The 21,680-nt window shown below is 64.0% G+C and carries 19 protein-coding genes; 4 read left to right on the forward strand and 15 right to left on the reverse strand.

Annotated features, from left to right (window positions below; translation table 11 throughout):
• Position 1 precedes the first annotated feature (1 nt).
• From N4G47_RS10845 to N4G47_RS10855, 3 genes are all read right to left on the reverse strand, one after another.
• The gene (locus tag N4G47_RS10845; RefSeq protein WP_249843724.1) at positions 2-262 is read right to left on the reverse strand and encodes a PAAR domain-containing protein; all 261 of its coding nucleotides are present in this window, start codon (positions 260-262) and stop codon (positions 2-4) included.
• A gap of 102 nt (positions 263-364) precedes the next feature.
• Positions 365-583 (reverse strand): M15 family metallopeptidase, encoded by a 219-nt coding sequence (locus tag N4G47_RS10850; protein ID WP_475287057.1) that lies wholly within the window; start codon positions 581-583, stop codon positions 365-367.
• Positions 538-1,245, reverse strand: coding sequence for a M15 family metallopeptidase domain-containing protein (locus N4G47_RS10855; protein ID WP_475287059.1), 708 nt, complete (start codon positions 1,243-1,245; stop codon positions 538-540). The genes N4G47_RS10850 and N4G47_RS10855 overlap by 46 nt, the downstream gene beginning before the upstream one ends.
• 293 nt (positions 1,246-1,538) lie before the next feature.
• Between N4G47_RS10855 and N4G47_RS10860 the strand changes: the two genes are divergently transcribed.
• From N4G47_RS10860 to N4G47_RS10870, 3 genes are all read left to right on the forward strand, one after another.
• Entirely contained in the window at positions 1,539-2,210 is a 672-nt protein-coding gene (locus tag N4G47_RS10860) for a hypothetical protein (RefSeq protein ID WP_475287061.1), read from the forward strand.
• Between the two features lie 206 nt (positions 2,211-2,416).
• Entirely contained in the window at positions 2,417-3,328 is a 912-nt protein-coding gene (locus tag N4G47_RS10865) for a formylglycine-generating enzyme family protein (RefSeq protein ID WP_475287063.1), read from the forward strand.
• A gap of 525 nt (positions 3,329-3,853) precedes the next feature.
• Positions 3,854-4,711, forward strand: a complete 858-nt coding sequence (locus N4G47_RS10870) for a formylglycine-generating enzyme family protein (RefSeq protein ID WP_475287065.1) — start codon at positions 3,854-3,856, stop codon at positions 4,709-4,711.
• Positions 4,712-4,756: 45 nt separating this feature from the next.
• On the opposite strand, the gene N4G47_RS10875 is transcribed toward N4G47_RS10870, so the two are convergent.
• From N4G47_RS10875 to N4G47_RS10930, 12 genes are all read right to left on the reverse strand, one after another.
• Positions 4,757-5,170: a DNA repair protein gene (locus tag N4G47_RS10875; RefSeq protein WP_475287069.1), complete on the reverse strand. Its 414-nt coding sequence runs from the start codon at positions 5,168-5,170 to the stop codon at positions 4,757-4,759.
• Complete coding sequence (locus N4G47_RS10880) at positions 5,164-7,677, reverse strand: DNA repair protein (RefSeq protein WP_475287072.1); 2,514 nt, start codon at positions 7,675-7,677, stop codon at positions 5,164-5,166. The genes N4G47_RS10875 and N4G47_RS10880 overlap by 7 nt, the downstream gene beginning before the upstream one ends.
• A gap of 36 nt (positions 7,678-7,713) precedes the next feature.
• Positions 7,714-10,605 carry a type VI secretion system Vgr family protein gene (locus tag N4G47_RS10885; RefSeq protein ID WP_475287074.1) on the reverse strand — a complete coding sequence of 964 codons (2,892 nt, stop codon included), beginning with the start codon at positions 10,603-10,605 and terminating at the stop codon, positions 7,714-7,716.
• A 119-nt stretch (positions 10,606-10,724) separates the two neighbouring features.
• Positions 10,725-11,075, reverse strand: coding sequence for a hypothetical protein (locus tag N4G47_RS10890; RefSeq protein ID WP_008268344.1), 351 nt, complete (start codon positions 11,073-11,075; stop codon positions 10,725-10,727).
• A 23-nt stretch (positions 11,076-11,098) separates the two neighbouring features.
• Positions 11,099-13,852, reverse strand: coding sequence for a type VI secretion system ATPase TssH (gene tssH, locus N4G47_RS10895; RefSeq protein ID WP_475287077.1), 2,754 nt, complete (start codon positions 13,850-13,852; stop codon positions 11,099-11,101).
• 66 nt (positions 13,853-13,918) lie between these two features.
• Positions 13,919-15,010 carry a type VI secretion system baseplate subunit TssG gene (gene tssG, locus N4G47_RS10900; RefSeq protein ID WP_107230861.1) on the reverse strand — a complete coding sequence of 364 codons (1,092 nt, stop codon included), beginning with the start codon at positions 15,008-15,010 and terminating at the stop codon, positions 13,919-13,921.
• Complete coding sequence (gene tssF, locus N4G47_RS10905) at positions 14,974-16,809, reverse strand: type VI secretion system baseplate subunit TssF (protein WP_475287080.1); 1,836 nt, start codon at positions 16,807-16,809, stop codon at positions 14,974-14,976. Before tssF ends, tssG begins: the two co-directional genes overlap by 37 nt.
• On the reverse strand, positions 16,809-17,297 hold the full coding sequence (tssE, locus tag N4G47_RS10910) for a type VI secretion system baseplate subunit TssE (RefSeq protein ID WP_057496761.1): 489 nt from the start codon (positions 17,295-17,297) through the stop codon (positions 16,809-16,811). The genes tssF and tssE overlap by 1 nt, the downstream gene beginning before the upstream one ends.
• 126 nt (positions 17,298-17,423) lie before the next feature.
• The gene (locus N4G47_RS10915) at positions 17,424-17,921 is read right to left on the reverse strand and encodes an Hcp family type VI secretion system effector (protein ID WP_006465355.1); all 498 of its coding nucleotides are present in this window, start codon (positions 17,919-17,921) and stop codon (positions 17,424-17,426) included.
• Positions 17,922-18,066: 145 nt separating this feature from the next.
• Positions 18,067-19,557 (reverse strand): type VI secretion system contractile sheath large subunit, encoded by a 1,491-nt coding sequence (gene tssC, locus N4G47_RS10920; RefSeq protein WP_107230863.1) that lies wholly within the window; start codon positions 19,555-19,557, stop codon positions 18,067-18,069.
• Positions 19,558-19,560: 3 nt separating this feature from the next.
• The gene (gene tssB / locus N4G47_RS10925) at positions 19,561-20,061 is read right to left on the reverse strand and encodes a type VI secretion system contractile sheath small subunit (protein ID WP_107230864.1); all 501 of its coding nucleotides are present in this window, start codon (positions 20,059-20,061) and stop codon (positions 19,561-19,563) included.
• 30 nt (positions 20,062-20,091) lie between these two features.
• Positions 20,092-20,715, reverse strand: coding sequence for a tetratricopeptide repeat protein (locus N4G47_RS10930; protein ID WP_107230865.1), 624 nt, complete (start codon positions 20,713-20,715; stop codon positions 20,092-20,094).
• A gap of 239 nt (positions 20,716-20,954) precedes the next feature.
• On the opposite strand from N4G47_RS10930, the gene tssJ reads away from it, so the two are divergent.
• A complete protein-coding gene (gene tssJ, locus N4G47_RS10935) occupies positions 20,955-21,578 on the forward strand; it encodes a type VI secretion system lipoprotein TssJ (protein WP_475287084.1) in 624 nt (207 codons plus the stop codon).
• Positions 21,579-21,680: the final 102 nt, after the last annotated feature.

Here is a 21,680-nt window from a genome sequence, read left to right on the forward strand (position 1 = left end):
TTCAGCGCAGGCCGGTAGTGGCCTGTGAGGCCATCAATGTCGCCCCGCACGCGGTGCGGTCGCCATCGCGCGCCACCGGCTGACCGTCAATCATCACCGTGGCATCGCCACTGACGATCGTGGTCGCGCCATGCACGGCGCACACGGCACGGTCGCCCACCCGGGCCACCGGCTTGCCATTGATGTCGGTCTGGCCGGTGCCTGCCACCACGCTGCCTCCGTGGCTGAGCTTGTCACCGACGACGATAAACGGTCGTGCCATCCATCATGCTCCTTGATCCTGTGTGACCTGGCGCTCCATCGCCCCCTGTTCCCCGGCGACCCAGATCATCGCCGTAACCATACCAGTACCGCCCGGTGGTTATCACCCTTGGCGTGACAGTTCTTCACGCTTGGCCGCACGCGCCGCGCGGCAACGCGATGTCATTTCCACGTGAACATAATCCTTGATGCTGCGCCAGTTCCCACCCCAGTCCAGCCCAGCCTGTTCAGCCAGCTCGCCGTAGAGGAAGTAACCGCGCTTGGTCCATTCGTCGTTCATGTCCCACTGCAGCTTGCCATCGCGGATCGGCGCACTGTCCACACCGAGCCCGTACTGATGGCAGCTCTGCCATGCGCCAGCGCGTGTCGCCTTGCCCCCGCCATCAGCTCGGCCTGCCGCTGCGGGCTGCGATAGCCTTCGATCAACACCATTTCGTAGCCGTACTGGCGGCGCATCACCTCGTAGATGGCCAGCACGCGCTGCTGCAGATCGGCATCGATCTGGTCCCACTTGCGATCTGCCGTCACGATTTCGGGCCGCAGACGACGCACCTCGGCGGTGGTGAATACTTCCGGCGGCGGCGGTGGCGGCGGGGTCAGACGCTCGCCCCGCAGCAGCTGCGCCACCATCGAACTCGACTCTGCTAAATCATCGCCGCGAAAATCTTCGAGCACCACCGTCTGACGTGTGATCAATATCACAGTTGGCGGAATCAACAGCGCCGCCGCCGCGATCGCGATAATCGGCCAATGGCGGCGAAGGGCACTGTGTGCGGCACCGGCTTCTTCACGAACCCCACTGCGCACCCGGGTCACGCCGTGACCGACTTTATCCCCCACCCGGCCCGCCCTGCGACGGAATCCACCCAGCCGGCGCGCCAGCGCTTCGCGCAGCGATTCCACCGTTTCGGGAAACAACAACACCCAGCACACCACGGCTACAAGCACTACAGCCGCAATGGCAGCAACCACGATTGGCAACACCGGTCCTCCCTGACACGTAATCTGGTTGACGCCCCACCGCCTTTCACTAAGAATGCGGAAATTCGCTTCGGCAGATGCCGACTCAAACCAAGGGCTGGATGCACTTGAATAATGGCGGAATCAATCGGCCAAGTCTGCTCTCAGGGGGAGCGCAGGCAAAAGGCCAGGCCCCGAATTCGGGCCGTATTCTGGCAGACATGGAGGGCCGGCAGGCAACCGCGTCGCCCCGTGCTGCGCGCGTATCGTCAGGCGGCAACCGTCGCCTCGGCCTATGGCTGGCCATCGCGGGGACCGTGGCGGTCATCGCCGGGCTGACCGTCTGGGGCATGTCCGGCAGCGATGACTATCGCGAGCCCGGCGAGTATTCCCTGGCCCCGGAAACGCCCCATGCCACCGGCCATCCGGATATTCCAGCAGGCACGCCACGTGATGGGGCCGCGATGATCGTCGATGCACCGGCCGCTGCGGGTGATCCGGCCTTGCCTGCACCTGCACCGATGGAGAACGCGACCGCTCCGGCCGAAGCTGCTGCCGCGACGGCCGCAGCCGGTGCCTCGACCGCTGCCGCAGCGCCAGCGGCGTCTTCACGTGGCGCGGCGCCGGCAGCGCGCAGCAGCCGCAGCTCTGCTCCAGCGGCCGGCAGCAAGGGCAAGCAGGATGAAAACCTGCTCGGCACCTTGCTGGGCATCATCAAGGAAGAAGACAAGACCAAGGCGAAGGCCAAGAGCCAACCGCAGAACATGGACGACCTGATCGCGCAGATCGAGGCCGACCAGCGCAAGCGCACCGAAGACGAGCGTGCTGCGTTCGAGCGCGTGGCCAGCAAGAAGTCCGCCTCCACCGAATCGAACATCCAGGCCCAGTTGCGCGCCTGCCCGAGCCCGGCATCGTTGAAGGGTGTCGATTGTCGCCGCCGGATCTGTGCAGCGGTGAGCGGCAAGGACCCGGCCTGCCCGGCGATGTGACCTGCTTCTGTAGAGTCGAGCCGTGCTCGACTCGGCTCTCTTCGATCGCATACACGCAGCCTGCGCGGATCACGCAAGCGAGTCCGTGCCCAGCGGCAACCCAACATCAAGTGTGATCGCATGCGCGTCCTCGCACCGCAGCGCGGGATTCGTTTGGCGCCCTGCATCTACTTCCAGCGAGCATGGCCCGACCAAAGGAATCGTTCATGTCCACGCCTACCCTCCGCACTGCAGTGCTGTTGGCCATCCTTTCATTCACCACGTCCACATCCGCCCAGGTGGAAGCATCTCCCATCCAGGCGAAGCGCGGCTCCGGTGCTGAAACGCAGCAGAAGATCGTTTCGGACCTTATTGCGATCAAGGGTGGCACGTTCCTCATGGGCGATTTTGGCCCCGTACACAACGAGGACAAACTTCCCTACAGCGGAGAGATGAATGATGACGTTCTCCGCAGGATCACGCTGGACGGCTTCTCGATCATGGCCCACAAGGTATCGATTGAGGATTTCGATGCCTTTACGGACGCTACCAGCCGCCCGAGGGTGGGCACTTCGAGGATTGACGCAAAGCGATATCGCGCCGATCCCAAGGCCGCTGCCGGAGTGAAGTGGCGGGACGCCATGGACTTCTGCACGTGGGCCGGAGCGGCATCTGGCCGGAAGCTGACACTTCCCACCGAGGCGCAGTGGGAATTCGCAGCGCGCTCAGGCGGAAAGATGGTTGTGTATCCGACCGATACAGGCACAGTCGAAGATGGTCGCAATGTCGCAAGCTATTCCCGGCACCAGGATGGTAGCGGAGTCGCTCTGGGCAGGTTTCCTCCCAATCCCGCTGGACAGTACGACATGATTGATCACGGCTACGAATGGGTCCAGGATTGGTATGAGGAGGCTTACTCTGGCGGCGACTCCACAAATCCTTCCGGCCCAAAGAGCGGCACAGAGAAGGTCATCCGAGGGAATAACAATCGCGGTGGTGATTCGCTCGCCTTGCTTTCAATGACTTTTACTCGCGATCATCGCCTTCCGGATCATCCGAAGAATAAGGACATCGATGGCAGTGAGATCGATTCCAATCAGAACAGGAGCCACGGGTTTCGCTGTATCGCAGAGAACTGAACGACCAAGCCGGCGGTCGCCAGAAGATCGGCGCCCCACCCTGTACGATCATAGAGACGTACCAGATGAGAAATGGGCGAGCGCTACCGGAGCCTGCTGACTGGTCCGGATGCGCCAACTGTTGACCATCGCACTGCCCTGACGGCCAGACACAACCAAGTTCTTCAAGCCGCCGTATCGATCCACACGGTTGGCCGATTCGAACCTGCCGACCATGTTGCGAGCAACCGTCATGCCGGGGGCGGCGATCGATTCCTGGCGACGGAAAACCCTTTCGGTGTCGTTCCGAAAGCGCGTGTCCAGGCTCTGGCTTGCGCGGCTCTGCACGCAGCCCCGCCCACTACATAGATCCACCCGGAACCCGATATCGATCGAAGCTCAACAATGACAGGCCGAAGCAAAGGTTCACTCAAAGATTCCCCTGACGCTGCTAACATCTGCAGATTCAAAGAAGGAGCTGAATGTGCGTAGTTATCGACTGTGGCCCATTGGGATCCTCGCCCTCCTTCCCCTAGCCCCTAGTGCATGCGCTGGCAAACCCGCCAACAGCGCCCCCAAGCTCAAGAGCGCGAACATGCAGGCGCAAGTCTTCAGCAGCAGATCACCCAGGATCTGGTTCGAATGAAGGGTGGAACCTTTCTGATGGGTGACTTTGGTCCAGTACACAACGCCGACAAGCTTCCTTACAGCGGCGAGACCAACGACGATGTTCTTCGCAGGATCACGCTGAGTGACTTCTCGATAACTGCTCACAAGATATCGGTTGAGCAGTACGATGCGTTCTCCGATAGCACTGGACGCCCCCGGATCGGCACTTCCGAGATCGATGCAGGCCTCTATCGAAAGGATGTGAAGGCATCGGCCGGCGTGAGCTGGACTCAGGCACAAGAATTCTGTGCCTGGCTGGGAAGCAAGACGGGTAAGCGAGCCACACTTCCAACCGAAGCAGAATGGGAGTATGCCGCACGCTCGGGCGGAAAGATGGAAATTTATGCGACTGACAATGGTCGGATCGACGACGGTCGAAATGTGGCCAGTTTCGATCAGAACATGGATGGAAGTGGCGTTGCTCTGGGCAAGTATCCACCCAATCCCGCAGGACTCTACGACATGATCGATCACGGTCATGAATGGGTTCAGGACTGGTATGAAGCCAGCTATGCAGAGAAGGACCTACGCGACCCGCAAGGTCCAAAGAATGGGAGCGAAAAAGTCATTCGCAGTAGCACCAACCAAGGAGGGGACTCACTCGCACTTGTGTCGATGACGTTCACGCGCGCGTCTCGCGCGCCCGATGCGGCGGCACGAAAGGATCCCAAAGGGAACGACATTGAGGCCAATCAGAACTATGGATATGGTTTCCGATGCGTAGTTCGTGATTGAGCAAGCGCCATCGGAGGGAGTACGCGAAGCGCACTCCCTCAGCCATCAGGCAATCATCGTTTTATCATCCCGATCAAGCCACAGCCCCGGCGGATCCATCATCGCGAAAGTGGGTGCTTCACTGCCATCCAGGGCCGCCAGCTGAACTGGGTCATCGATCGTCATGATCTGGGCCACCTCATAGCCTTTCGGGAATTCATTGAGCAGCTTCGAGCGCTTCTCAAGGAACGACTGAAGATAGGAATTCCCCACATCCCCGACCTTGTCGCGCGAACGCTTGTTCATCGTCCCGAACACGTTAGGCAAATCATTGTTCAGCGAATAGCCGTAGTCGAGGAAGCGCACCACATCGCCTTCCGCCTTTCCTGCGTCCGCCCGACGTGCGCCATCGATCGTCATGTGCTGCATGACATTCATCCACTCTGGCCTGGACGTGACAGGCTGCAGAATGTTCAGCACCGCCTGCTTATGCCCGGGCAAAGCGTGAATCTCAACATCCCCCAGCCCGGAGAGAACTCGGGAAGATTGCGCGCATGTGATTCGGGATAGTGTCGAGTCACGGCGTACAGCAACATACCCCGGGCTTCTGGAGTCGCGTAGATCAGCCAATCAGGCTTGCTATTGATCCGGTTGACCAGAGCATCACGGGCAGCCGCCTTCTTCAGTCGATTCTGAAGTGCATTGAACTCGAAGTTGACGGCAGCAATGTTCTCGGAGAGCAGTACACCCATTGGGCTGTTCTCGGCGACAACCATGAACAACAACTTGGAGAGAATGTTGAAAGCATCCTGCGCGATGTAGGTTAGCTTGATGAATCCCGAGTGGGCCAACTGGTAGAACACCCACTTCACGAACTCCCGCATACCACCGGCGTCCACCGCAAAATCCACTGCTCCCTTGGCGCCAACACCCCAGCAGAGCCGCGCAGACGCGCGGATGCGGAATTTCCCGCTATTGAAGTAGATGTTCAGTTGCGCACTTGCGCCGGCACCCGCATTGACCGCGACATCCAACGCGATCTTGGCAAAGCTCACAGGCTCCTTGCGGTCTGGCGGCAGCCAACGCAGATCACCGGAAGGAGTGATGCCGCCCTCCACACCCGCGAACACCTCGGCTGTCAGCTGAACACCCGCTCCGCTTCCCTTCGGAGCCGATTCGTTCATACCCAACATCCGCACGCGTGCTGGATCAAGCTGTGCGCGTGGCAGCCCTCGCTGGCTGTCAAAATTTTCAGCGAGCGATTGCGAGCGGTCACGCTGCTGCGCGCTGGCAACGGGCTTCTTGCCTACATATTTGATTTCAGCAGAGCCGGCGAGCGTCCCCTTGGCACCAACGAAACCGTACAGTTCACAGGCCAGCACGAAGACGATTGCGCCGAGATCAACGTCACCAAACTGCATCTGCCAACCCTTGATGCTGGGCACGGAGTAGCTGTGGGTCCATTTCCCTTCGAACAGGATCAGCTTGGCCGACGCACTTGCCTCGGCCTTCGCGGCAGCGACGCCCTTTGACGGATTCCAGGTCGCGGCACTACTGGCTCCCGCACCGGCAACAAAGCGCAGCCACTGGGATGCACTCGCAACCTCGTAGGAGTCACTCTTCTTTACATGCTCCACAAACTCATTGCCACCGGCGTCGATGATGTCAAAGACGAACGGATCCATCTTTGTCTCGGCTTTGGCCTGCAACGTGATCGAGCGAATCGATTTCTTGAAATCCTCGGCATCGAAGGGCTTGGTGCTTGTGACCTCGTGCTTTCCTTCGCTTGAGCCGCTCACTGGCCCGCCCTTCACCTTGGTTCCGACCGACGTATTCACCGCTATCGGAATGCCCTTGATGCGGCGCTTCTTGAGCTCCTCGTATTTTTTCGCCGGAATATAGCGTCGGCGCAGACCAGAGCGATCTGCCAGGCTGCCGTTTCCTGCATGGCGCGCCTTGTCATAGGTCTCGAAGGTGACAACCTCCTTGAGGTCGGTCAACTTGGAGAAATTGTCATTGAGCATCTTCGCCACATCATCTTCGGCGATACCCAGCGCTTTTTCGGCAGCGGCGACCGCCGCCGCATCGCGGCCCTGCAGGGCATTGTCGAGGTTCGCCCTGGACCGATGCAGGCCGGCCATGGTGTTCTCGATCATGCCACTCAGTTCTTCAAACTCACTCCACACATCCGGCGTCAGCAGCAGAAGCTCCTGAGCTTCGGCATTGAGCACTGCGGGCGCGCTGATCTTGCCATCCACCTTGGCAGTGCGGCCCTGCCCTGACTCGCTCATCGCGACCTGGCTCTTCATGCCCAGTACGTACAGTGTCGTCGATTGTCCCTTGATCAAGGGGTCCAGCATGTCGGTGCTGCGGCCGACCTTGGTGCCCGGCAGATTGAAGTGGAACCGACGACGACCGTTGCAGGTGATGCGCGGCGTCATGCCGTTCTTGTCGGTGTTTCCCTTGATGGGGCGGCCCGCGGCGTCGTTACCGGCAACTTCACGCCCCTTCGCATCCACGCCATAGGCCAGATAGGGCGCATTCGGGATCGCCTTCTGGTCGGCCTGCATCTGGAACTTCACCCGGAAGTACGGCTGCAGCTCAAGCGCGCACTGGATCGGCGCCATCGTCATGATGGTGCTGTTGAGCTGAAGCTCGATATCGTGCGAAACCGCCTTCTTCTGGCGGCCGGCGAAATCCGGTTGCGCCCACTTGCGCTGGTCGAAGTCCCAGACTTCCAGTTGGAATCGTATTGTTGTGGGCGGAAGGAACGGAACCTGCGTGGCAGGTTTGACCCCCTTGTCCAACGGGTTCTGTAACGGATTCGGCGTGGTGTTCACGAATTTCGTGAGGCCCTGCGCGTCGGTGGTTCCGTTGACGACTTCGTTGCGATCAGGCAGCTGCAGGATCCGGTAGCGGACCTTCGCGGCGGGACGCTGCTGGCCGTTGTCGGCCAGATAGTAGAGTCTGAAATTTCCGGTTGCCATGGTGTCTTCCTTGTCGCGCGGCGTTCGTCAGCGCGCTTACGCTTCGTCGTTGAGGTAATAGCCTTCGTGCTTGGTTTCACCGTCGCCGACGAAGAGATGGATGTTCTGCGGGCCTTTGGTCACCACCTGCTCGGTTTCACCCTGCGCATTGGTGGTGCCCTCCCGTGTACTCCCATCGGGCATGACCAGAACGTACGGCGAGTTCGGCATCGGCTGGCCCGCATAGTCGCGAAGCACGTACTTGAGCTTGTAGGCATCCGCAGGATTCGGCAGAACCAGGGGCGCAGTAACACTCGCCGGCCCCACCCAATCCCGCTGGCTGGCCTTGAACTCCACCTTGCCCGGCGCGCCCAGCTCGATGTTGTCGCCCTCGATCCGAATGTAGGCACCGGCCGCCGTCGCCAGCAGATGCTTGCTCGGTGCCGACAGCTGCACATCCGCCTCAGTGCTGGCGATGCGCACCTGGGTCTTGGCCGCCACGATCATCTGGTGCTTGTGCGCCCGCGCACTCACCTTGCCCTGTGCGGCGTGCAGCGCGATGCCGCGCTCCTGGTTCGGGCTTTCACCGCTGGGCTGCACGCCGGCGGTGTACAGCACCAGCCCGCCGGCCACCGCCATCGTCAGTGAGCCCTGCGTCATCCAGTTCAGCGCCACGCCGCTGGCCAGCGTGGTGTGGGTGCCGCTCACCCAGACCTGGTCGGCCGGGGTCAGGCTCAGCACGCCGGCCACGCCACTGCCCAGCAGCACCGGCGCACTCCAGCCCGGCGCTTCACCGTCGCCCCCGGCGATGCTGCCGGCGGCGCTGCCGCTGTGGGTGGCGCGCAGCGTCTCCTGCAACTCGGTCAGCGTGGCATCCACCGGCAGTTCGGTCGGGTCGTTGGGCAGCTGTGCCTGCTGGTTGATCGCCGATTCGGCCAGCTGCTGCAGCAGCTGCTGGCTTTCCTGCAGCTGGCTCAATGCCTGCGGCGCGGCCATCTGCGGCGTGCCCTGTTCGGTGGTCAGCAGCAGGCCGCGACCGGCGCGCAGCGCGCCCTGGGCCTGGGTGGACAGCTCCACGCCAAAGCCGCGCTCGCCCTCGCGTACGTTGTCCTGGCCACCCTTCAGATGGCCCAGGGTCAGCGTGGTCTGGTGCTGGGTGGTGGACAGCTGCGCGCGGCCCTGCCCCGGGGTGTCGTCGAAACGCAGCTGCTGGTAGCCACCGGTACCGCCCTGGCTGTCGGCCAGCGCCTGGCTCTTGAAGCCGGTGTACACCGCGGCGTGGTCATTGCCCTCGAACCAGGCGGCGGCGTTGCCAGTGGCGCTGGCGCCGCCGCCGTTGATCTGGTTGTGTTGTGCATCCTGCTGGCCGCGCCCGTTGTAGACCGCACCGACCACCACCGGGCGGTCGATGTCGCCTTCCAGGAACGCCACCAGCACTTCCTGCCCGCGCCGCGGCAGCACCACGCCGCCCCAGTTGTCGCCGGCCCAAGGGGTCATCACCCGCACCCAGGTCCAGGCGCCGCCGTTGGCCGGGGCGTTGTCGTCGCCACCGGGATGGGCCAGGCCGCTGCTGGCGTTGCCGCCGCGCTGCCACGGGAACTGCACCTTGATGCGGTGGTCGCGGTCGGACAGCAGCGGCTCGCCGTCGCTGACCACGATCGCGCTGAGCGTACCGGTGATGGTCGGGCGCGGATGCAGGTGCGCGCCGTGGCCGTCTTCGGTCTGCGGCCGGTAGCTGACCTCGGCCGGAATGGCGACGAAGCGGTTGTCGTAGAACGCGGTGGACACCTCGCCCGGAGCATCGCCGTAGGCCAGACCGGACAGCGCGCCCGGCAATGCCGGCGCGGCCACGCTGGACGGGCCCAGCGCCTGCTCCAGCGCATCAAACACGTCGGCATCGAGGTTGTTGCGCGCCTGGTGATGCACCGACAGGCACAGGAACTGTGCGTCTTCACCCACCTGCGGATGCTGCGACAGGCCGAAGCGCGCGCCCGGGGCCAGTGCCCGCCACTGGCCGGCACCGTCGATGGTATGCGCGCGCACGCGCAATGCGTCCAGGTGCTGCTGCGCGCGGCGCTGGCCGCGTGCATTGTCCTGCCAGCCGTAGGGCCCGCAGGTATCGCGGTCGACGATGCCCAGGTCGTTGTTCTGCGCGGCCTCGGCGCTGGCCTGGCGGCGCTCCAGGGTGCGGTAGTCCCAGGTGGCGCGCTCGACCTTGCCCGGTCGCCAGCGGTGCGCGGTGGACCACTGCTGCACGCTGTCGCTGCGCTCGCTTTCGTCGCGGCGATGGAAGCGCACGCTACCCAATTCGGCGGTGTCGTGGCTGTGGTCGGCCAGCACCAGCGTGTGCGCGCCGAAGTCCGTGCCGCCGGGCTCGCCGGCATGCTCGAACCAGTAATAGATGCCCTCTTCGGCCAGCAGGCGCTGGACGAAGGCCAGGTCGCTCTCCTGATATTGGGTGGTCAGGCTGCGCCGTGCGTACTGGCTGGCGTCACCCAGCGACCAGCGCCAGACCGGCGTCAGACCGCTGTAATCGGCGAACAGGTCTTCGACGATCTCGACCACGGTCTTGTCGTGGAAGACGTAGCTGTCCACCCGCTGCGACAGGAACGCCAGCCACGGCTGCAGGCGCAGCCGGTAGCGGGCCAGGCCGCCGTTGCTGCCCAGCCGCTCGGCGGCGGTGATGCGGCCATGCAGCGGGCGCACGCTGCCATCGGCCTGTTGCAGCTGCAGCAGCGCGCCCTGCCCGATCAGCGGCGCCAGCTGCAGCCCGGCGTCCAGCGACAGGGCGGTGATCGTCCACTGGAAGCCGAGGCCGTCGATCTGCTCGACGCCATCGAGGGTTTCGGCGACCAGCACATCGCTTCCCAGCGACGTGTGCAGCCGCAGGAAGCGCTGTGCGTGCGAGGGGCCGGCCAGAGCCGCCCGCAGGTTGTTTACCAGGTCCATGGTGTTTTCCCGACGTCCCCTACTTCAAGGTGGTCTGCATGCGACGTGCGCATCGGTTGCCTCCGCTTCCCGCTTCCGCGCGGCCTGCGTCCCGACCGGGGCGCAGGCTCGCACAGCCATCAGGCCGCCTGGACGATCTCTTCCAGCTGCAGGCGCACGCCCTCGCTGATCTTCAGGCGGTAGTCGCGACCACCGGCGGTGATCTGCAGCTCGCGCACATTGCTCACCAGCTGCGGCTTGCCGACCACCGGGGCATCCATGTGGATGCGCCAGGAACCGCGGCTGATCTGCGCGGCGATGTTGCGGGCATCCTGGCGGGCCGCCGGCACGGCGGTGTCCAGCAGTTCGATCACATGCTCCGGGCGCAGCCGGTTCCAGGCACGCACGCGGTCCAGTTCGCGACCCAGGCCCAGCTCCAGGCTGTCACAGTGGTTGAGGGCCGCTTCGCGGTCAAATCCATAGAATTCCATCAGCGTTCTCCTTCTGCTCAGTGTCATGACACTTTGTATTTGAAGTCACCCTTCTTGCCGGCGGTGACCTTGATGGCGTTGATCCGATTCCCTTCGGCCATTGCCGCCAGCACGCTCTCGGCGATTTCTGGCAGCAGGGTTCCATTGAGGATGTGGTCAACGTTGCGCGCACCCGAGTCCACTTCGGTGCAACGTGCAAGCACGGCCTCCACCAGGCTGTCGTCCCAGCTGAAGGTGGCCTTGTGATTGGCGATGACGCGGTCGCGGATGCGGCCGAGCTTGAGCGTGATGATCTGCGCCAGCACGTCATCGTTGATGGGGTAGTACGGCACTACCTTCAGGCGGCCGAGGAAGGCCGGCTTGAAAGTGCGCATCAGCACCGGTCGCAGCGCATCGGACAGCGCTTCCGCGCCAGGGATTTCCTCGGCCGGCTTGTTCAGGCAGGCCTGCATGATCTGCGAGGAGCCGATGTTGGAGGTGAGGATGATCAGCGTGTTGCGGAAGTCGATCTCGCGGCCCTCCGCGTCATCCATCATGCCCTTGTCGAACACCTGGAAGAACATCTCCAGCACGTCCGGATGGGCCTTCTCGACCTCGTCCAGCAGCACCACGCTGTACGGGTTGCGGCGCACCGCCTCGGTCAGCACACCACCTTCGCCATAGCCCACATAACCCGGCGGCGAGCCCTTCAGGCCCGACACGCTGTGCGCTTCCTGGTATTCGCTCATGTTGATGGTGACCAGCTTGCGCTCGCCGCCGTACAGGATGTCGGCCAGCGCCAGCGCGGTCTCGGTCTTGCCGACGCCGGACGGGCCGACGAACATGAACACGCCGCGCGGCTTGTTCGGGTCTTCCAGCTTGGCGGTCGCGGTGCGTACGCGCTGGGCGATTGCATCCAGGGCATGGTCCTGGCCGATCACGCGTTCGACCAGCAGCGTGCCCAGGGTACGCACGGTGCGGATTTCGTCCTTGACCATGCGGCCCAGCGGCACACCGGTCCAGGCCGAAACGATCTCGGCGACCACGGTGCCATCGACCTGCAACGGCACCATCGGGGTCTCGCCCTGCAGCTCGCGCAGCGCAGCCTGCAAGCGTGCCAGTTCGGCGTGCTGCGGCGACAGTTCCGTCTTGGCCTTGCCACGCTTGGTGGCCGGCTTGGCCACGGCCACGTCGCCGTCGGCGTCGTCGGCGGCAGCGTCGGTATCGCGCGCCTCGTCGCCGCCCTGCTCCAACTGCTGGCGCAGCGCGGCGATCTGGCTGGCCAGTTCGCGCTCACGGCCCAGGCGCTCTTCATTGCTGGCCAGCACGGCCTGCGCTTCGGCCTGCTGCGTATGCAGTTCGGTCAAGCGTTCAGCATGCTGGTCGCTGCCGCCGGCGGTCTCGCGCTGCAACGCGGCGATTTCCGCCTGCAGGCGGTCCAGATGCTTGCGCGTATCTTCGATGATGGCCGGCGTGGCGCTCTGGCCCAGCGCAACCTTGGCGCAGGCGGTGTCGAGCACGCTGACGGCCTTGTCCGGTAGCTGGCGACCGCTGATATAGCGGTGCGACAGGCGCACGGCTTCGGTCACCGCCTCGTCCAGCACGCGGATGTTGAAGTGCGCTTCCATCAGCCCGACCATGCCGCGCAGCATCGCTGCGGCCAGCGCCTCGCTGGGCTCTTCGACCTTGACCACCTGGAAGCGGCGGGCCAGCGCCGCGTCCTTCTCGAAGTACTTCTTGTACTCGCCCCAGGTGGTCGCAGCGATGGTGCGCAGCTCGCCGCGCGCCAGCGCTGGCTTGAGCAGGTTGGCCGCGTCGTTCTGGCCGGCGGTGCCACCGGCGCCGATCATCGTGTGCGCCTCGTCGATGAACAGGATGATCGGATGCGGGCTCTTCTTGACCTCGTCGATCACGTTCTTCAGGCGATTCTCGAATTCGCCCTTGACGCTGGCGCCGGCCTGCAACAGCCCCATGTCCAGGGTGTGCAGCTCCACGCCCTGCAGCACATCGGGAACATCCTTGTCGGCGATGCGCCGGGCCAGCCCTTCGACCACGGCGGTCTTGCCGACGCCGGCCTCGCCAGTGAGGATCGGGTTGTTCTGGCGGCGACGCATCAGGATGTCGATCACCTGGCGGATCTCGCCGTCGCGACCGATCACGGGGTCGATCCTGCCCTCGCGCGCCCGCTGGGTCAGGTTGGTGGTGAACTGGTCCAGCGCCGGCGTCTTCGACAGGCCGCCCTTGGCCTCGCCCGGCACCACGCCCTCTTCCTGATCGCCCTCGCCCGGCGCCGAGGCGTCGGCGAATCGCACGGTCTGCACCGCTTCCTGTGAGCCCTCGGTGAGCTTGGCGAAATCGTGCTTGAGTTCGTCGCGCTTGAAGCGCACGAACAGCTTCGAGCCGCGGTAGGCCAGCTGCGAAAGATCCGGCTCGGTCAGCAGCGCCAGCAGCAGGTGACCACTGCGGATGCGGGTGGTCTCCGAATCCAGCGAGGCGATCAGCCAGGCATGCTCGAACAGCTTGGGAATGTGCTGGGAGAACACCGGGGTGCGGCTGTTGCCGGTCTTGAACTGGCTGATCTCGTCGTTGAGGTCACGTTCCAGCGATTCGGGCAGGATGCCGCTGCGCCGTGCGATCAGCACGAAATCGCTCTGCGGCTGTTCAAGCAGGGCCAGGAACAGGTGCTCCAGGTCCACCTCGTAGTTGCCGCGCGCCATGCACAGGTTCGCCGCCCGCTCGGCCGCCAGCCGGCAGGTGTCGTCCAGTTTGCTGATCAGGGTCTTGAGGTTGATGCTCATGCGGAAACACGCACTCCTTGCTGGAACCGTTCGGGGGCCGGCGGCGCGGACGCCATCGGCGCTGTGTCATTGCAACGTGTGGATGCCATAGGTGGTGTCCTCACGGGACGTGGTCTGTGTCTGGGTACACAGGTAGCTGTCCCAGCCAAGGCGGACGCCACCACCGCCGCCGAGTGCGCTGCCCTGCACATCCTCGGCGCGCAGCACCAGCCGCACTTCGTATTCAAGAATGCCGCCGGTCAGCAGCGACAGCCATTTGCTGAGCGCCTCGGCGGCACTGCCACCGGGCAGGAACGCGTCGAACTGGTCGCGGCGCAGCGGACCGATGCGCAGGCGCAGGCGCAGGTCGCGCTGCCAGACCCGGTCACCGGCCAGCGCACTGGCGCCCAGCACGGCATTGGCCTGGCCCAGGCGGGTGGCCTGCCCCGCCGGCACGCGATACCAGGCCCCGACGAACTGCTCCAGGTGCAGCGGCACCTGGAAGTAGTCCGACAGCACCCGCTGCATCAGCATCGCCGACACCGGGCGCTGGCGCACCGCACCCGCGTAATAGGCCACGGCCTGGTCGAAGATCTCGCCCTCGCCTTCGTGCAGGCGATCGCGCAGCTCGCTCATGCCCATGCCGAGCAGCGACAGCACCAGCGGCAGGAAGCGCTCGCGCCGATCCAGTTCGTACTGCAGCGCCAGCCGGTGCTTCTTCCAGGCAGCGTAGTGCAGCGACACCGCGCGGGTGGAGAAGATGTCCAGGAACGCACGCGCGGTGCGGTCGCGCTGGTACAGCTCGCGCAGCTGCAGGGTCTCGGTGTAGTGCAGCGGCAGCGCACCGGCCGTACCCAGCAGTCCCATGAACTGCGGGGTCAGATGGACCTCGGCCAGCTCCTCGCCATGCAGGGCCTGCTCGATGGCTTCACGTCCCTGCAGACGCTCGCCCTTGAGCGAATAGACCTCGCCGTCGGCCGACAGCTCGGTGGCCGGGAAGCCCAGCGACAGCGAGTTGCGGAAGCGCACCCGCATCGGCACGGCCTGGCCGGGCTTGACGCCCTGGCGCTGGAACACCTGCTCCAGCAACCGCACCGCCTGGAAGAACTGGAAGCGGTGCGGCTCGGTGAGCAGCTGCTGGGCTACGCCAGGATCGATTCGCCGCTGCGCGCTGGGCATCGGACGATCTCCTCTCCGCTGTCGCCGGACACCAGCACCAGTCGGGTAAAGCTGTTGGCATGCACATACAGTGCAAAGAAGTGGTCCATCACCTGGGCGAAGGCGGCCACACCGGTACCCACGAAGTGGGCTTCATTGAGGGTCAGACGGATCTCCAGGCCACGCACCACCGAGGCGAACTGGCGGCCATGCATCCAGGTGGTCACCGGGGTCTGCTGCAGTTCAAGGATGCCGTCGATCTGCCGTGCCGAGACGGTGCTGCCGGACAGGTCGTACAGGCGCAGCATCTCCTTCAGCGCAGGCAGGCCGCTGGCGGTCAGTGACAGCTGGTTCAACGACAGGTGTGAGATCAGGCGCCATTGCGCGTTGCGACCATGACGGAACCGCAGCGGCTTGCTCGGCTTGCGCAGCAGGCTGATCGCCCTGGCCGGGCTGCCGCCTTCGATGTTGAGATCACCGCCAGCGACGCCAAAGGCGAGCTGGTTGGGCAGGTCGCGGTTGCTGCAGGTCAGCTCCAGGCTGACCGTGTCGGTCTGCGGCAGCACCGGGTTGAACGAGAGGTCGACGAAGCTGATCTCGGTCTCGAAGCCCGGGCTCTGCCGGGCGATGTCCTCATCACGGCGCGCCACCCAGTACTGGCCAGTGCGCTCGGGATCTTCGCCATGATGCAGCGAATAGAACGGGCGGAAGGCCTGGATCAGCTCGCCCTGCGGCGTCTGCCGGATGCGGTGCACCGAATCGATCGAGTGCACCTCGTAGGCGAAGGCACGGCGCGCGTCGGCCAGCACCGGATAGTTCACCGTGCGGTGGGTGACCCGGATCGGTTCGCCACTGGTCTGGAACAGGTTGACGATGGGGGTGCAGCCCAGGCGCAGATTGTGCGGCCCCAGCTCTTCCAGCACCATCGTGCTGTCACGGTCCTGGCCCTGCGCCTGCAGCACCAGGTGCAGGGTGAAGCGGCGGCTGGCACTGGCGGTCAGGGCCGGCAGGTGGAGGTCGACGAAGCCGAATTTCTCCGGATAGGCGAACAGCTCGGTCAGCAGCCGGTAGGCCGGATGCGAGCGCGCCGGGAAGTCGATCAGGGCTTCATCGTCGGCAAAGCCGACCGGGCTCAACGGCACGTTGTCCAGGCGGCGCCAACGGCCGTCGCCATCGGATTCCACATAGGCTGCCTTGACCCCCAGCATCAACGCATCGCGCAGCGCGGCGCGCACCGACGGTTCGCCGTCGAGGAACAACCGCAGGCGATCGGTACCGAGTTGATGGAAGCCAAGCTGGTCGGACAGCAGCTGGAAGCCCATCGAGATCTGGCCGCCGCTGCCGGCGGGCAGCGTAGTGGCCATCGGCGCATCAGCCACGCTGCGGTACACCACCTGCTGCACGCCGACCGGCGCCAGCACCACGTCGTAGGCGGTGCGGAAATCGCAGGGCACGCCCCGCACCGGGCGGCTCTGCAGGGCGGTGCCACGCGGCACGCGCACCGGCGCGCTCAGCTTGGAGGCCACCCCTTCCATGTCGAAATGGGCGATCGAGCAGGACGGAAACGGCCGCAGGTAGTGCGGATACAGCACGTCCAGCAGCGCATCGGTGAACTCGGGATAGTCATCCTCGATGCGCTTGGACACGCGTGCACTGAGCAGCGCGAAGGCTTCGATCAGGCGCTCGACATGCGGGTCCTGGCTGCCTTCGGCAGACAGCTGCAGGCGCCCGGCGATCTTCGGGTAGCGCTCGGCGAACTCACGCCCGTAGCGACGGAGATAGGCCAGTTCGCGTTCGTAATAGGGCAGCAGATCCTGCATCAGGCGGCCTGCGTACGGCGTGCGCGGGTGACCTGGTACTGCAGGGTCGACGGCTGCAGCATCGCATCGAAACTGACCGGCTCGCGCGCCGGCTCCAGGTCCAGCAGCGCGTGGATGGTGAAATGCAGGCCGCCGGCGAACTGGTTGCCGGCATCAAGATGCACGTTGACATTGCGCAGGCGGCGCTCATGACGCGCCACGGCCTGCTCCAGCGAGCGGCAGATGGCCGCCCGGTCGTAGGCATTGGCCAGGCTCATGGCCGAAAAATCGGCCAGCCCGTAGGTCAGCAGCGACTGCCGGCAGTTGGGAAATTCCTTCATGTCGCCCTCCTGGAACGCGGCGCGCGAATTCAGCAGCCCCTCCAGGTCGCGGGCAATGGATTCCTTGTACTGCTCAAGCGAGACGGACTTGAAGACCGGCCCGGCGCCCGGTTGCTTGGGGGCGTCGTCGAACAGTTTTTCCAGCAGGCTGGGTTCGAGTCCCTTCATTGGAAGATCCACTCAGGTTCGGCATCCGTGCGGGCGGCAACGGTGCAGCAAAGGCGAGGCCGATCCTGGCCCCACCCGACGATCAGACTGCGATGGCGCACTAGGCGCCATCGCAGCGACACAACATCACACGGTGTAGTTCGGGATGTTCTTGGTTGCGCTCCACTGCGCCACGGTCTTGCCACCAACGCCGCCTTCCGGCTTCTGCTGCTGGTAAGTCCACTTGATGGCGCCGAAGCTCAGCTGAACAACTTCCTGCGGCATGCCTTCCTTGTCCACCGTCGTGGTGACGCGGTGGACCAGCACGTTCAGCAGCTCGACCGTGTAGTAATTGATCGCGTTGCCGTCCTTGTCGGCGCGCATGAACTGGATCTGCGCCTTGGGGAAGGTGGTGCCGTTGGAGGCGGCCTGGTTCAGGGCCGTGGAGGCGAGGTCGATCGACTTGGTGATTTCGATCGGGGACAGGTTCACGCGGGCAGCGGTGGTGCCGCCGGAGGTCGACGCGGTGGCCGAACGCGGCTGCAACAGGTCCTGCGAGAACGACTGGATTTCGATCCAGTCCTTGTGCTTGTCGTCGTGCGACTCGCCCTTGATGGTGTCAATCGAGAGGAAAGCGTGCTGCATATCTGGTCTCCTAAATTCCGTTCTTCCGTGAGATTTGATGTGCCAGGCGCGGGCCTGGCGGTTAAGGGGGCTACGCCCTCTTGAAATAAGCGTCACTGCAATCCGGGGAGCGGACTCCCCTGGACGCTTCAGTTACAGCAAACCGTTACGACTTTTTCGCGGACGCCGGCAGTTCGGCGACCAGACGCAACGAAACAGACAGCTCATCGAGCTGGAAATGCGGCCTGATGAAGGCCACCGCGCGGTAGACGCCAGGCTTGCCCGGCACCTCCGAAACCTGCACAGATGCTTCGCGCAACGGGAACTGCGCCTTGGCTTCCTGCGACGCGTTGTCGTCCAGCAGCACGTACTGGGCGATCCAACGGTTCAGGAATTCCTCGACGTTGCCCGCCGAAGCGAAGCTGCCGATCTTCTCGCGCATCATCGCCTTGAGGTAATGGGCGATGCGCGAGACCGCGAAGATGTACTGCAGCTGTGCAGACAGGATCGCGTTGGCATTGGCCGAATCGGTGTTGTACTTCTTCGGCTTCTGTGCCGACTGTGCGCCGAAGAATGCGGCGTAGTCGGTGTTCTTGCAGTGCACCAGCGGCATGAAGCCGAGGTCACTGAGTTCCTTTTCACGACGGTCGGTGATGGCCACCTCGGTCGGGCATTTCAGCGCCACTTCACCATCGTCGGTACGGAAGGTGTGGGTGGGCAGATCCTCGACCAGGCCACCGCCTTCCACGCCACGGATGGCAGCACACCAGCCGAAGCTCTCGAAGGCCTGGGTCAGACGGGCACCCATGGCGTAGGCGGTGTTGCACCACAGGAACTTGCTGTGGTCGGCCGCTTCGATCTCTTCGACGAAGTTGAAGCCCTCGACGGTGGTGCCGTCCTTCGGGTTGTACGGCAGGCGGCCCAGGAAGCGCGGCATGGTCAGGCCCACGTAGCGGCTGTCCTCGCTCTCGCGGAACGACTTCCACTTGGCATATTCGACGGTGTCGAACACCTTGGCCAGGTCGCGCGGCTTGCCCAGGTCGGTGAAGGTTTCCAGGCCGAACATGCCTTCGCTGGCAGCGGAGATGAACGGCGCGTGCGCCGCGGCGGCCACGTGCGACATCTGCTCGATGAAGTACATGTCCTCCGGCTGGCGGCCGAGGAAGTAGTCACCGATCAGCGCACCGAACGGCGCACCACCGAAGGTACCGAATTCTTCCTCGTAGACCTTCTTGAACAGCGCGCTCTGGTCGAAGTCGATGGCCGACTTGAAATCCTTCACCAGGTCCTTCTGCGGCGAATTGAAGACCTTGATCTTCATGTTCGGGCCGGTGGAGGTCTGCTGGCACAGGTAGTGCAACCCGCGCCAGCTGCCTTCCAGCTTCTGGAAGGCATCGGCGTGCATGACCGCGCTGAGCTGCTCGGAGATGATCCGGTCGATCTCGGCGATGCGGGCATCCAGGGTGAGATTGAGGTTGTCGGAGACCACCACGGTGCCGTCCAGGACTTCCTTCGCCAGCGCGGCGATGATGTCCTTGGCGCGGTCATGTTCGGTCTGCGACTTGGCGACCTTGCTCTTCTCGACGATCTGGTCGAGCAGGCCCACCTCTTCGGCGACGGCGGCCTGGGTGGCCAGTTGGCTGGCATCGGCTGACATCGGTCAGTCCTCCTTGGTCACGCCGAGCTTCTTCAGCTGCTCGGTGTTGTTGAGCACATCGGTCAGCAGGTCTTCCAGCTTCTCGTTGCCGGCCAGCTTGTTGCGCAGGTCGGCCAGCTTGGTGCGCGACTCGAGCAGGCGACGCAGCGGCTCGATCTGCTGCACCACTGCCTCCGGGCGGAAGTCCTCGATGGAGTTGAACTTCAGCTCGACGCCGAATTCGCCGCCGTCGTCACTGATCTTGTTCGGCACGCGATACACCGCTCGCGGCGCCACGCCCTCCATCACTTCATCGAAGTTGTCCAGATCGACGTTGACGAACTTGCGATCCTTGACCTTCGGCAGCGGCTGCTCCGGATTGCCACTGAAATCGCCCATCACGCCGACCACGAACGGCAGTTCCTTCTGTTCGATCGCGTCGCCCTTCTCCACGTCGTAGGTGAGCTGGACGCGCGGCGGGCGGATCTTCTGCAGCCGCTTCTGGATGCTTTCCTTCTTGGCCATGAGTGTCTCCTGACTGGGGCCGGTTCCGGATCAGTTGCCGATGTTCTGGAACGGATCGGAGGTGTTGGAGCGGGCGGCAGGCTTGGCCGGCTGCGTCGCGGCGGGCTGGGCGGCGGCGGCCGGAGCGACGGCACGACCGGCGCGGGTACGGGCGCGCGGCTTGGGCTTGGGCGTCGGGTCGAGAATGGCGTCACCCATGGTGTTGCGCAGGGTGGTGGCCAGGGTCTGCGCTTCCTTGCGGGCGGTATCCGACGCCAGCGCGCCACGGCCCTGCAGGCGGGTGAGCGACTGGTTGGCGACGCGGAAACCGGCAACGGTGATCACACCATCGGCAACCAGGTCGTTGGGATCGCGCTGGAGCACCTCTTCGGCGGCAACGATCGCACGGGCGTACTGGCCCTGGTCGAACTGCAGCTGTGCGATGCGCACCCACGGTTCCTTGCGCGTCGGGTCGGCCTTGGCGGCCAGCTCGAACGCACTGATCGCGGCATCGGCGCCGCCAGCGGTGACCTGCGCCTCCGCATTGCTCAGCGTGGTTTCGAACGGCACGACCTCGGCCTTCTTCGGTGCCGATGAGCAGGCCGCCAGGCCCGACAGCATCATCAGCGCGAACATCGGCCGGTACACAGCCTTCCCCATTGCCTTCACTTCCATAGTGATCCCTCGTCGAAATTAGTTCCTAAAGGGAGCCGAATCTCCGCCGATACAACACACGGGATTCCTGCCCCTGTCGGCGGCAGTGTACATTCGCGAATACGCGTCGGTATAGTGAATTTCGTCAAGAATATGGCGAATTTGATAGACACACTCTTCACATCCCGATGTGATATTCGCGAGCAGAAACCTTTATACGCGCACTTTTCACCCCCGCACTCCGAGCCCGCCGACTGCACATGAATGCGCAACTTTTCCGATTCCACCGCGTGATCTCCGTCACGATTTTCTCCCTGATTATCTCCAGCTCGCTTGCTGGATGCGCCAGCGACAGCAAGCTGGGTAAAGCGATGGACAAGACATTGCAGGCCGTCGGCATCCGCGAGGAGAAGCCCGAGGCACCGCCAGCGATTCCGCTGCGCCTGTATGCCGGCAGCAACCTCAATGCCGGCAATGACAAGCGGGCCACGGCGGCGGTGGTCAAGATCTACCACCTGCGCAGCCTGCAACGCTTCGAACAAGCTCCTTTCAACGCCTTCCTGGACCAGGCCGGCGAGCAGGCGGCGCTCGGTGCGGACCTGCTGTCGGTCAACGAAGTGGTACTCACCCCCGGCGCCCGACAGGAATTGTCCGAGCAGCTGAGTGAAGGAAGTGCAGTGCTCGGTGTGGTTGCCCTGTTCCGCGCCCCGGCCGAGAATCGCTGGCGGCTGGCCTTCGACACCAAGGGCAAGACGCTTCCGCAGGACGGCGTCACCATCGGCGTGCATGCCTGTGCACTGACCAGCGACAGCAAGGCCTTGTTGACACGTATTTCCGGCGATCCAGGCAGTCTTGCATCGATCCGCTGCGCAGGGGCGAAGTAATTCCGCGCCGGAATTCTGGCACTCGATTTCGCCGATGCGATAGTATCCCCTGACTCAACGTTTGCCCCCGCGCGCTTAATGTGAGATCCAACTCACACTTTC

This window comes from Stenotrophomonas sp. GSD10, assembly GCF_056172695.1.

Excerpts from the sequence above, each read along its gene's own strand:
- N4G47_RS10845 (WP_249843724.1), bottom strand. The coding sequence starts at position 262 with ATGGCACGACCGTTTATCGTCGTCGGTGACAAGCTCAGCCACGGAGGC.
- N4G47_RS10865 (WP_475287063.1), top strand. The coding sequence starts at position 2,417 with ATGTCCACGCCTACCCTCCGCACTGCAGTGCTGTTGGCCATCCTTTCA.
- N4G47_RS10870 (WP_475287065.1), top strand. The coding sequence starts at position 3,854 with ATGCGCTGGCAAACCCGCCAACAGCGCCCCCAAGCTCAAGAGCGCGAA.
- N4G47_RS10880 (WP_475287072.1), bottom strand. The coding sequence starts at position 7,677 with ATGGCAACCGGAAATTTCAGACTCTACTATCTGGCCGACAACGGCCAG.
- N4G47_RS10885 (WP_475287074.1), bottom strand. The coding sequence starts at position 10,605 with ATGGACCTGGTAAACAACCTGCGGGCGGCTCTGGCCGGCCCCTCGCAC.
- N4G47_RS10890 (WP_008268344.1), bottom strand. The coding sequence starts at position 11,075 with ATGGAATTCTATGGATTTGACCGCGAAGCGGCCCTCAACCACTGTGAC.
- tssH (WP_475287077.1), bottom strand. The coding sequence starts at position 13,852 with ATGAGCATCAACCTCAAGACCCTGATCAGCAAACTGGACGACACCTGC.
- tssG (WP_107230861.1), bottom strand. The coding sequence starts at position 15,010 with ATGCCCAGCGCGCAGCGGCGAATCGATCCTGGCGTAGCCCAGCAGCTG.
- tssF (WP_475287080.1), bottom strand. The coding sequence starts at position 16,809 with ATGCAGGATCTGCTGCCCTATTACGAACGCGAACTGGCCTATCTCCGT.
- tssE (WP_057496761.1), bottom strand. The coding sequence starts at position 17,297 with ATGAAGGGACTCGAACCCAGCCTGCTGGAAAAACTGTTCGACGACGCC.
- N4G47_RS10915 (WP_006465355.1), bottom strand. The coding sequence starts at position 17,921 with ATGCAGCACGCTTTCCTCTCGATTGACACCATCAAGGGCGAGTCGCAC.
- tssC (WP_107230863.1), bottom strand. The coding sequence starts at position 19,557 with ATGTCAGCCGATGCCAGCCAACTGGCCACCCAGGCCGCCGTCGCCGAA.
- tssB (WP_107230864.1), bottom strand. The coding sequence starts at position 20,061 with ATGGCCAAGAAGGAAAGCATCCAGAAGCGGCTGCAGAAGATCCGCCCG.
- N4G47_RS10930 (WP_107230865.1), bottom strand. The coding sequence starts at position 20,715 with ATGGAAGTGAAGGCAATGGGGAAGGCTGTGTACCGGCCGATGTTCGCG.
- tssJ (WP_475287084.1), top strand. The coding sequence starts at position 20,955 with ATGAATGCGCAACTTTTCCGATTCCACCGCGTGATCTCCGTCACGATT.